Consider the following 9,973-nt stretch of genomic DNA (forward strand, 5'->3'; position numbering starts at 1 on the left):
GCGGTGAAGCTGGACATGCCGTCGGCCGATCAGCCGCCGAACGATGCGCCGCCACCGCCGGCGGTGGACCTGGAGATCGACTTCGACGGCACGGTGCTGTGGAACGGCACACCGATGGACCGCGGCACGCTCGATTCGAACTTTCGCCGTGAAGGCGAAGCGGGCGACAACCAGAGCGAATTCCACATCCGGCCGAACAAGCTCGTCGAGTACAAGTACGTCGCCGCGGTGCTGGCGTCGGCGCAACGCCATGGCGTGACCAAGATCGGTCTCGTCGGTAATGAACAATTCATGCAGTAGGAAGCAACGATGACCAACAAAACTCTCTTTAGTCTGGCGGCCGGCGCACTCCTCCTCCTTTCGGCCGTCCAGACCTTTTCTGCTGAAAAGCAGAGCGTACGCCCGGAAGTCGGCGCCGCTCTGCAGGCCGCTCAGAAGTCGCTGGCGGCCAAGCAATATCAGGAGGCCGAAGCGTCCATCGCCAAGGCCGAAGCGGTCGGCAAGCTCAGCTCTTACGAGCAGTACGTGGTTGCGCGCCTGAAGTCGTCCGCCGCGATCGGCAAGGGCGATTACAAGGGCGCGCTGGCGGCTTATGAACAGGTCATCGCTTCACCTGAATTGCCGGCCGCCGAGAAAGTCTCGACTCTCGACTCGTACGTGAAGCTTGCGTATGCGGCCAAGGACTACGCGCGAACCGCCGACGCGATTCAGAAGTACAAGGCGGCTGGCGGCACTGCCGCGGAAACGCTGGGGCTGTATGCGCAGTCACTGTATCTCGCCGGCAAGTACAAGGAAGCCGGAGCCGAGTTGAGCAGCCAGATCGGCGCACAGGAAGCGGCGGGCAAGCGTCCGAGCGACACGCAGCTGCAGCTGTTGGCGAGTTGCGCGCTGAAGCAGAACGACATGAACGCCTATGTCGCCGCGCTCGAAAAGATCGTCGTGTTCACGCCAAAAAAAGAGTACTGGCTGGATCTGGTTCTGCGTACGGCCGGCAAGCCGGGCTTCTCTAATAATCTCGATCTCGATGTTTACCGCCTGCGTCGCGTGACCGGGACGATGGAGAAGTCCAACGACTACATGGAAGCCGCTCAGTTGGCGCTGCAGGCGGGCTATCCCGGAGAAGCACAGAAATTTGTCGATGAGGGCTATCAGAAGAAATTGCTCGGCACCGGCGACGAGGCCAGCCGGCAGCAGCGCCTGAAAGATCTGGTGACCAGGAAACTCGCCGAGGATAAGGCGACGCTCGCGGAAGGCGAAAAAGCGGCAGCGTCCCAGCCTGCCGGCGATGCGCTGGTCAGCACCGGCCTGAACTATGTCGCTTATGGCCAGGCCGACAAGGGCATTCCGCTGATGGAGCAGGGCGTCAAGAAAGGCGGGCTGAAGGCGGCAGAGCAGGCCAAGCTGCATCTCGGCTACGCCTATCTGGTCGCGGGTAAGAAGGACCAGGCGATCAAAGCGTTCTCGGCGGTGCAGGGCAACGACGGAGCCAGGGATCTCGCGCGCCTGTGGACCCTCCTGCTGCGCAGCGCAGTTCCGGCCAGGTAAAGATTTCGCGTCGGACTATTGCTGCGCCGCCGCATCAGCAAAGCCCGCGGAAGCTCGTCGGTGAAGGCCGTCATTTGTATTGAGCCAAACGTTCGGTTGGTATAGTCTGAACATCAGGATTCGGGAGAAAATCATGGCTGTCTGGTTGAAGAAAGGAGCGGAATCGGCAGCGGTCGCCAGCGCGGACCGCCAGGTTCGGGAAACGGTCGAGGGGATCCTCGCCGACATCGAGCGTCGCGGCGACGCCGCAGTGCGCGAGCTTTCGATCAAGTTCGACAAGTGGGATCGCGACAGCTACCGCCTAACCGACAAGGACATCCAGGGCTGCATCGATCAGCTCAGCGCACGGGACCTGAAGGACATCGAGTTCGCGCAGAACCAGGTGCGCAACTTTGCGAAGATTCAGCGCGATTCGATCAAGGACGTCGAGGTCGAAACCCTGCCGGGCGTGGTGCTCGGGCATCGCAACGTTCCGGTCGGTGCAGCCGGTTGTTACGTGCCCGGCGGAAAGTATCCGCTGCTCGCATCGGCGCATATGTCGGTGCTGACCGCCAAGGTAGCCGGCGTGCCACGTGTCGTCACTTGCGCTCCACCGTATCAGGGCGGCCTGGCGCCGGCGATCGTCGCTGCGCAGTCGCTGGCCGGCGCCGACGAAATTTATTGCCTCGGCGGCATTCAGGCGATCGCGGCTATGGCGCTCGGAACCGAGACCATCGCGTCGGTCGACATGCTGGTCGGTCCCGGCAATGCATTCGTCGCCGAAGCGAAACGGCAGCTGTTCGGCCGCGTCGGCATCGATCTTTTCGCTGGCCCCACTGAGACCCTGGTGATCGCTGACGACAGCGTCGATGGCGAACTCTGTGCAACCGATCTGCTCGGCCAGGCCGAACACGGCCCGGACAGCCCGGCGATTCTGCTGACGACCTCGCGCCAGCTTGCCGAAGACACGATGCGCGAAGTCGAACGCCTGCTGCAGATCCTGCCGACCGCGGGAATCGCGCGCAAAGCCTGGGAAGTGCACGGACAGGTCATCGTCGCCGATGATCAGACCGAGATGGTCAAGATCGCCGACGGTATCGCTTCCGAGCATGTGCAGGTGATGACCCGCGATCCGGACTACTTTCTGCAGAACATGCGCAACTATGGCGCGTTGTTCCTTGGGCCGCGGACCAATGTCTCGTTCGGCGACAAGTGCATCGGCACCAATCACACGCTACCGACGAAGAAGGCGGCGCGCTATACCGGCGGACTGTGGGTCGGCAAGTTCCTGAAGACCTGCACGTATCAGAAAGTTACTACCGACGAAGCGTCCGCGATGATCGGCGAGTATTGCTCGCGCCTGTGCGCGCTCGAAGGCTTCGTCGGCCATGGCGAGCAGGCAAACATCCGCGTGCGTCGCTACGGACATCGCGATGTGCCTTACGGCGGCAAGGCCGAGCCTGTCGCCTCGCGCTGAGATTGCGATGCAACTACCCAAGACTCCTTCGATGCGCCTGGACGGTCGGCGGGCGCTCGTCACCGGCGCCGGCCGGGGCATCGGCCTGGCCTGCGGCGCCGCGCTGGCGCAGGCCGGCGCGCAGGTCACGCTGTGCGCGCGCACCGAGAAAGAGATCGACGAGGTGGCCGGCGCGATCCGCGAAGATGGCGGCAGTGCCGAAACGCTGATTCTCGACGTGTCGGACATCGCAGCGGTCCATCGGACGCTTGCGGCTCTCCCTGCGTTCGACGTGCTCGTCAACAACGCTGGAACCAATCGCCCGAAACCTCTGCTGGAAGTCACGGTCGAGGATTACGACGCGGTGCTGGATCTCAATCTGCGTTCCGCGTTCTTCGTCGGGCAGGCGGTGGCGCGGCAAATGGTCGAGGCGAAGATCGCCGGATCGATCATCCAGATGTCGTCGCAGATGGGCCACGTCGGCGGCCCGCGACGCACGCTTTACTGCGCGTCGAAATGGGGCCTCGAAGGCATGAGCAAGGCGATGGCTCTCGATCTCGCGCCGTACCGCATCCGCGTCAACACGATCGCGCCGACTTTCATCGAAACGCCGATGACGCGTCCGTTCTTCGAAGACCCAACTTTCCGCGACAGCGTACTGGCCAAGATCAAGCTGGGGCGAATCGGACAGGTCGAGGATCTGATGGGCGCAGTGCTGTATCTGGCATCCGACGCTTCGGCGCTGATGACCGGCACGTCCATGATCATCGATGGCGGCTGGACTGCGGACTGATCGATATTGGTTCGCGCAACTCAGCCGTCGGAATGTCCATTCAATCAGGAGCAATAAGTGAAGCCGGATCTTCAGTTGCGTGCGGCGGCCCGATGCCAACGCTGATCATCAAGAATCGTTCGGGCATCGGTAAAACTATCGAGGCGGCGTCAGGCCGCAGCTTGATGGAAACCCTGCGCGAAGCGGGTTTCGACGAACTGCTGGCGCTGTGCGGCGGCTGCTGTTCCTGCGCCACCTGCCACGTGCATGTGGAAGCCGGCGCGCTCGCCAGGCTGCCGAAAATGAGCGACGACGAAAACGATCTACTGGAGGCGACCAGTTCACGCGATGAACTGTCGCGTCTGTCGTGCCAGATCGAGGTGAGCGACGCGCTGGAAGGCGCTGTAATCACGATCGCGGACGAGGACTGAGTGCCGTGGACAGGACGGATGTTTTGATCATCGGCGCGGGCCATGCTGGGGCCCAGGCAGCGATTGCATTGCGGCAAGGGGGTTACACCGGAACGGTTGCCATACTGGGCGACGAGCCCGAGCTACCCTACGAACGACCGCCGCTGTCGAAAGACTATCTGTCGGGTGACAAGACCTTCGACCGAATCCTGATCCGTCCCGCTTCTTTCTGGGAGGAGCGGAAAATTGCGATGCGGCTGAACCGGCGCGTGGTCGCGGTGGATGCGGAGGCGCATGAGGTAAGCCTCAGCGACGGCAGCCAGCACGGCTACGGCTCGCTGATCTGGGCCACCGGCGGCAGCCCGCGGATGCTGAGCTGCGCCGGCTATGACCTCAAAGGCGTGCACTCGGTGCGCACGCGTGCCGATGTCGATCGCATTATGCGCGAGCTCGAAACCACGCAACGCGTCGCGATCATCGGCGGCGGCTATATCGGCCTCGAGGCTGCGGCCGTGCTGACCAAGCTCGGTAAAAAAGTCGTGCTGCTCGAGGCTCTGGATCGCGTACTGGCTCGCGTCGCGGGTCCGGATCTGTCGTCGTTTTACGAAGCCGAGCATCGCGCTCATGGCGTGGATCTGCGTACGCAAGTGAAAGTTGCATGCATTGTCGGACAGGACGGCAAGGCGAGCGGTGTACGCCTGCATGACGGCGAGATCGTGCCTGCCGATATGGTGATCGTCGGCATCGGCATCATCCCCGCGGTAGAACCTTTGCTCGCGGCCGGCGCTGCCGGAAACAATGGCGTCCAGATCGATGCCCAATGCCGCACTACCCTGCCCGACGTGTATGCGATCGGCGACTGCGCCGCACACGCCAACCGCTACGCCGAAGGCGCGACGCTGAGACTGGAATCGGTCCAGAACGCGAACGATCAGGCGATCATCGCCGCCAAGTGCCTCCTTGGGCTGGCGGTCGCCTACGACGCCGTTCCCTGGTTCTGGTCGAATCAGTACGACCTCAAGCTACAAACCGTTGGCCTGTCGATCGGGCACGACCAGACCGTGCTCAGAGGTGAGCTTGCGGCACGCAGCTTTTCGGTTATCTACCTGCTACAAGGTCGCGTCATTGCACTGGATTGCGTCAACGCGGTGAGGGACTACGTACAGGGCCGCAAGCTGGTCGTCGATGGAGCAAAGCTCGATCCGGGCGCACTGCGGGATACCAGCCGGCAGTTGAAGGATATCGCCGCGTAGTTCGGAGTCTCGCAGATGCGTCTTGAACTGATCTGGCGCAGATCAGAGCAGCACCACCAGAACAGGAGCACTACATGCAAATTCAGAACGTGCCGGCACTCGTCGTCGGCGGTGCATCGGGCCTGGGCGCGGCAACGGCGCGGCGGCTCGCGGCGGCAGGCGCGAAAGTATCGGTGCTCGACTTCAATATTGAAGCGGCACAGGCGCTGGCTCACGAAATCGGTGGCTTTGCCGTGCGGTGCAACGTAACCAGCGCCGAAAGCGCGGAGGATGCGATCCGGGCGGCGCGTGACAGGCACGGCGCCGCTCGAATCCTGATCAATACGGCAGGCATTGCGCCTGCCGGCAAGATCGTCGGCCGCAACGGCCCCTTGCCGCTGGACGATTTTCGCAAGGGGATCGAAGTCAATCTGATCGGCAGCTTCAATACACTGCGTCTGGCCGCTGCCGACATGATGGCTCTGGAGCCGCTCGCGGATGGCGAACGCGGTGTGGTCGTCAACACCGCGTCGATCGCTGGATACGAGGGCCAGATCGGGCAGGCCTCCTACGCGGCATCCAAAGGCGGCGTGATCGCGCTGACGATTCAGGCTGCGCGCGAATTTGCATCGGTCGGCATTCGGGTTTGCACGATTGCGCCTGGCCTGTTCGAGACGCCGATGATGGAGGGCCTGCCAGAGAACGTGCGTGCCAGCCTTGCGACTACGGTACCGTTCCCGCGGCGCCTGGGCAGGGCCGACGAGTTTGCAAAGCAGGCGCTCAATATCGTCGAGAGCGTTTACCTAAATGGCGAAACGATCCGGCTGGATGCGGCGCTGCGAATGGCGGCGAAATGATTCTCAGCGATGAACAGCGGATGATCCGCGACACCGCGCGCAGTTTCGCCGAATCACAATTGGCGCCGTACGCCGGCGAGCGCGATCGCTCGCATGCTTTTCCTGCTGCCGCCCTGAAGGAAATGGGTGCTCTGGGCCTGCTCGGGATGGTGGTCCCGGCCGAGTGGGACGGCGCCGGTGTCGATCACGTCAGTTACGCGCTTGCGCTCGAGGAAATAGCGGCGGGCGAGGGTGCGACGTCGACGATCATGAGCGTGCACAACTCGGTGGGCTGCATGCCCGTTTTCAAGTTCGGCTCGCAGGATCAGAAAGAACGTTTCCTGCGGCCGATGGCTCGCGGCGAATGGCTGGGCGCGTTCTGCCTGACCGAGCCGCAGGCCGGCTCGGATGCCTCCGCTTTGAAGACCCGTGCAAGACGAAGCGATCGCGGCTGGGTTCTGAATGGCACCAAGCAGTTCATCACGTCCGGCAAGAACGCGCAGGTCGCGATCGTGTTTGCGGTCACGGACCCCGATGCGGGAAAGAAAGGCATCAGCGCGTTTATCGTGCCGACATCGACGCCGGGATATCAGGTTACCCGGATCGAAGCCAAGCTCGGCCAGCGCGCATCGGATACCGCGCAAATTCTGTTCGAGGATTGCGAAGTCACCCAGGACTGCATGCTGGGGGTTCCAGGCGAGGGTTACAGGATCGCATTGGCAAATCTCGAGGGCGGGCGCATTGGAATCGCGGCGCAGGCCGTGGGTATGGCGAGGTCGGCGCTGCAGGCAGCGGTGACCTATACGCAGGAGCGCCGCGCTTTCGGCGTGCCGATCATCGAGCACCAGGCAGTGGCCTTCCGGCTCGCCGACATGGCGACGCGGATCGAGGCGGCGCGCCATCTGGTACTGCATGCCGCGTCGCTGCGCGAGGCCGGGCAGCCCTGCCTGCGCGAGGCTTCGATGGCCAAGCTGTTCGCATCGGAAATGGCGGAGACGGTGTGCTCGGACGCGATCCAGCTGCATGGAGGCTACGGTTATGTCGAGGACTTTCCGGTCGAACGGATTTATCGCGACGTGCGCGTCTGCCAGATCTATGAAGGTGCCAGCGACATCCAGCGCCTGGTGATCGCCCGCAATCTTCTCAACCACTGAATCAGGATATGGCCGTGAACGATGCAGCCCCGATGAGCAACCGCGTCACCCGCATGCTCGGCATCCGTTATCCGATCATCCAGGGCGGCATGATGTGGGTGGGCCGGGCCGAACTCGCCGCTGCGGTATCCAATGCTGGCGGCCTGGGCATTCTGACCGCGCTGACGCAACCGACGCCGGACGCGCTCGTCGCCGAGATCGAGCGCTGCCGCGCGATGACCGACCAGCCTTTCGGGGTAAACCTGACGATCCTGCCGTCTGCGCCGCCGCCGCCTTACGAAGCGTATCTGGACGCGATCATCGGCAGCGGCATCAAGATTCTGGAGACTGCCGGCAACAACCCGAAAGACTTCATCGCCAAGGCGAAGAAGGCCGGGGTCGTCATCATCCACAAGTGCACCGCGGTGCGGCATGCGCTGTCGTCGGAGCGCAACGGAGTCGACATCGTCAGCATCGACGGCTTCGAATGCGCCGGTCACCCGGGAGAGGACGATGTCGGCGGGCTCGTACTGATTCCTGGCGCGGCATCGAGGCTGAAAATACCGGTGCTCGCCTCGGGCGGCATCGGTGATGGCCGGGGTCTTGCAGCGGCCCTGGTTCTGGGAGCAGAAGGCGTCAACATGGGAACGCGTTTCTGTGCGACCAAAGAAGCGCCGATTCACGAATCGATCAAGCAGATGATGGTCGAAAAAAACGAGCGGGATACCAAGCTCATCTTCAGGACGCTGCACAACTCGGGGCGCGTGCTGCAGAACGCAATCTCGGATGAAGTCGTGGCCATCGAGCGGCGCCCTGGCGGCTGCGAATTCGCCGACATCCATCATCTGGTCAAGGGAGTCCGGGGTCGCGAGGCTCTCGAACGCGGCCTGCCGGAAGACGGCCTGATCTGGGGCGGCCAGGTGGTCGGGCTGATCGACGACGTGCCGAGTTGCGCCGAGTTGATCCAGCGCATGGTGCTCGAATGCCGGGAACGCCTCAGCTTCGGCCAGGCTTGCTTCGGTTAATAAAGATGGGGGCGTGAGGTCTCAACGCGTAGCGGGGCGGTGGACAACACGACTTTTTGCGGACAAGTGCGCAGTGCCGACGGGAGAACCTCGTGAACCAAAGAAATCAGTTGTTGTGCGCCTGGAGCGGAGTGGTTTTTGCACTGTTGTTCGGCCTTGGCTTCTGGACCTTCGCCGGATTCTTTCCGCCACATTACCCGAGCGCCAGTGCCGAACAGATCGCCGCCATCTTTCGCGCCGATACCGGAATGATCCGGCTGGGGCAAGTGCTGTTGATGGCGGGTAGCGCGCTGACGATCCCGTTCGCCGCGGTGATTTCGGTTCAGTTGATGCGGATCGAAGGCCGGCATGCGGTGATGGCGATCACCCAGTTCGGCGCGGCTGCGGCCGGTGTCTTCATTCTGATATTGCCGGCCATGCTATGGACCTCGGCTGCGTTCCGTCCTGAACGCGCGCCTGAGTTGACCTTGCTGCTCAACGATACCGCCTGGTTGCTATTCCTGATGACGTTTTCGCCCGCCACTGTTCAATTGCTGGCGATCGGTATCAGCGTGTTGGGAGACAAGGCAACGGCGCCGGTTTTTCCTCGCTGGGCAGGCTTCTTCAACCTGTGGATGGCGGTGCTGTTCTTGCCGGGAGGCCTGATGACATTCTTCAAAACCGGGCCGTTCGCCTGGAATGGTCTTTTCGGGTTCTGGATTCCCGCTCTGGCTTTTTTCTCCTGGGTTATCGTGATGACGGTTCTGTTGATTCAGACCATCAAACGTCAGCCTCAGGATGAACGATAACGCTCGCTCGATCTGATGATTTCCGAGGGTGGAAGTTCTATCAGGCGAGTTTCCGGCGAACTCGGTATCTGGGTTTTCGTGCTCGGCGATATGGTGATTTTTGGCCTACTGTTCTGCACATTCCTTTACTACAGAGCCGACGCAGTCGAGCTTTACCATAGTGCGTATTCCGCGCGAAGCCGGTCCACGATTCCGCGTGATGTCGGTCCAGTGAGGTGAGGCGGGATAACCCCGCTACCGTGGCGCCCATTTCTTTGAAAAGGGGTCGCTGGTGGCGCAATCGAGGTTATCCGTGCGCAAGATTCAAGAAGTTCTTCGCCTCAAGTTTGAGGCGGGTGTAGGCGAGCGGCAGATCGCCGACGCCCTGGGTGTGGCCCGTTCGACGGTGCAGGAGGCGCTGCGGCGGGCGCGGGAAGGCGGGATCACCTGGCCGCTGCCGCCGGAGCTGACCGAAGTCGTGCTGCAAGCGCGGCTGTACCCGTCACGGCTCCGAAGACGGGATCGCGCCCGACCGCCACCAGCTTCGCACCCTCGGTGGCGAGGTCCAGCGCGGTGATCCGTCCGATGTTGACCTTCGTGCCCGTCACCACCACAAGCTTGCCAGGGAGATTCAAGTTCATCGAAGAAAGAACACAATTTCGAAGCGAGGGGCTCGCGCGGTTAAACTCGCCGGCTGAATGCCGACATCTCCGGAAGCCAAAGCTGCGAGCGGGTCACGCGACACCCGGCCGCGTGATGGCGCGGCCGAGGCAGTGAACGCCAACGGCATCTTCTCGCCGCTGCGGCAGGCCACGTTC

The 9,973-nt window shown here is 62.5% G+C and carries 11 protein-coding genes and 1 pseudogene; 11 read left to right on the forward strand and 1 reads right to left on the reverse strand.

Features of this window, described 5'->3' with window-relative positions; genetic code table 11:
- The 11 genes and pseudogenes from JWQ90_RS09230 to JWQ90_RS29175 all read left to right on the forward strand — a co-directional run.
- A partial coding sequence (locus tag JWQ90_RS09230; RefSeq protein WP_299692496.1) for a biopolymer transporter ExbD occupies positions 1-300 on the forward strand: 300 nt, incomplete at its 5' end.
- 9 nt (positions 301-309) lie between these two features.
- Entirely contained in the window at positions 310-1,545 is a 1,236-nt protein-coding gene (locus JWQ90_RS09235) for a hypothetical protein (protein WP_299692499.1), read from the forward strand.
- A 133-nt stretch (positions 1,546-1,678) separates the two neighbouring features.
- Positions 1,679-3,001, forward strand: coding sequence for a histidinol dehydrogenase (hisD, locus tag JWQ90_RS09240; RefSeq protein WP_299692502.1), 1,323 nt, complete (start codon positions 1,679-1,681; stop codon positions 2,999-3,001).
- 7 nt (positions 3,002-3,008) lie between these two features.
- Positions 3,009-3,773 (forward strand): SDR family NAD(P)-dependent oxidoreductase, encoded by a 765-nt coding sequence (locus JWQ90_RS09245; RefSeq protein WP_299692505.1) that lies wholly within the window; start codon positions 3,009-3,011, stop codon positions 3,771-3,773.
- Between the two features lie 92 nt (positions 3,774-3,865).
- On the forward strand, positions 3,866-4,183 hold the full coding sequence (locus tag JWQ90_RS09250) for a 2Fe-2S iron-sulfur cluster-binding protein (protein ID WP_299692508.1): 318 nt from the start codon (positions 3,866-3,868) through the stop codon (positions 4,181-4,183).
- Positions 4,184-4,188: 5 nt separating this feature from the next.
- Positions 4,189-5,415, forward strand: a complete 1,227-nt coding sequence (locus JWQ90_RS09255; protein ID WP_366919480.1) for an FAD-dependent oxidoreductase — start codon at positions 4,189-4,191, stop codon at positions 5,413-5,415.
- Between the two features lie 74 nt (positions 5,416-5,489).
- Complete coding sequence (locus JWQ90_RS09260) at positions 5,490-6,251, forward strand: SDR family NAD(P)-dependent oxidoreductase (RefSeq protein ID WP_299692514.1); 762 nt, start codon at positions 5,490-5,492, stop codon at positions 6,249-6,251.
- Positions 6,248-7,384 (forward strand): acyl-CoA dehydrogenase family protein, encoded by a 1,137-nt coding sequence (locus tag JWQ90_RS09265; RefSeq protein ID WP_299692517.1) that lies wholly within the window; start codon positions 6,248-6,250, stop codon positions 7,382-7,384. The genes JWQ90_RS09260 and JWQ90_RS09265 overlap by 4 nt, the downstream gene beginning before the upstream one ends.
- A 32-nt stretch (positions 7,385-7,416) precedes the next feature.
- Entirely contained in the window at positions 7,417-8,388 is a 972-nt protein-coding gene (locus JWQ90_RS09270; RefSeq protein WP_366919481.1) for a nitronate monooxygenase family protein, read from the forward strand.
- Between the two features lie 92 nt (positions 8,389-8,480).
- On the forward strand, positions 8,481-9,176 hold the full coding sequence (locus JWQ90_RS09275) for a hypothetical protein (RefSeq protein ID WP_299692523.1): 696 nt from the start codon (positions 8,481-8,483) through the stop codon (positions 9,174-9,176).
- Positions 9,177-9,468: 292 nt separating this feature from the next.
- Positions 9,469-9,588, forward strand: a pseudogene (locus JWQ90_RS29175) (sigma factor-like helix-turn-helix DNA-binding protein); the annotation flags it as partial.
- A gap of 10 nt (positions 9,589-9,598) precedes the next feature.
- Here the strand turns inward: JWQ90_RS29175 and JWQ90_RS09280 are convergent.
- Entirely contained in the window at positions 9,599-9,796 is a 198-nt protein-coding gene (locus JWQ90_RS09280) for a hypothetical protein (RefSeq protein WP_299692526.1), read from the reverse strand.
- Positions 9,797-9,973: the final 177 nt, after the last annotated feature.

This window comes from Hydrocarboniphaga sp. (assembly GCF_028291725.1).
Lineage (GTDB): Bacteria > Pseudomonadota > Gammaproteobacteria > Nevskiales > Nevskiaceae > Hydrocarboniphaga.

Bases quoted from the DNA above. Each gene is read 5' to 3' on its own strand.
- JWQ90_RS09235 (WP_299692499.1), top strand. From the start codon at position 310: ATGACCAACAAAACTCTCTTTAGTCTGGCGGCCGGCGCACTCCTCCTC.
- hisD (WP_299692502.1), top strand. From the start codon at position 1,679: ATGGCTGTCTGGTTGAAGAAAGGAGCGGAATCGGCAGCGGTCGCCAGC.
- JWQ90_RS09245 (WP_299692505.1), top strand. From the start codon at position 3,009: ATGCAACTACCCAAGACTCCTTCGATGCGCCTGGACGGTCGGCGGGCG.
- JWQ90_RS09250 (WP_299692508.1), top strand. From the start codon at position 3,866: ATGCCAACGCTGATCATCAAGAATCGTTCGGGCATCGGTAAAACTATC.
- JWQ90_RS09260 (WP_299692514.1), top strand. From the start codon at position 5,490: ATGCAAATTCAGAACGTGCCGGCACTCGTCGTCGGCGGTGCATCGGGC.
- JWQ90_RS09265 (WP_299692517.1), top strand. From the start codon at position 6,248: ATGATTCTCAGCGATGAACAGCGGATGATCCGCGACACCGCGCGCAGT.
- JWQ90_RS09270 (WP_366919481.1), top strand. From the start codon at position 7,417: ATGAGCAACCGCGTCACCCGCATGCTCGGCATCCGTTATCCGATCATC.
- JWQ90_RS09280 (WP_299692526.1), bottom strand. From the start codon at position 9,796: ATGAACTTGAATCTCCCTGGCAAGCTTGTGGTGGTGACGGGCACGAAG.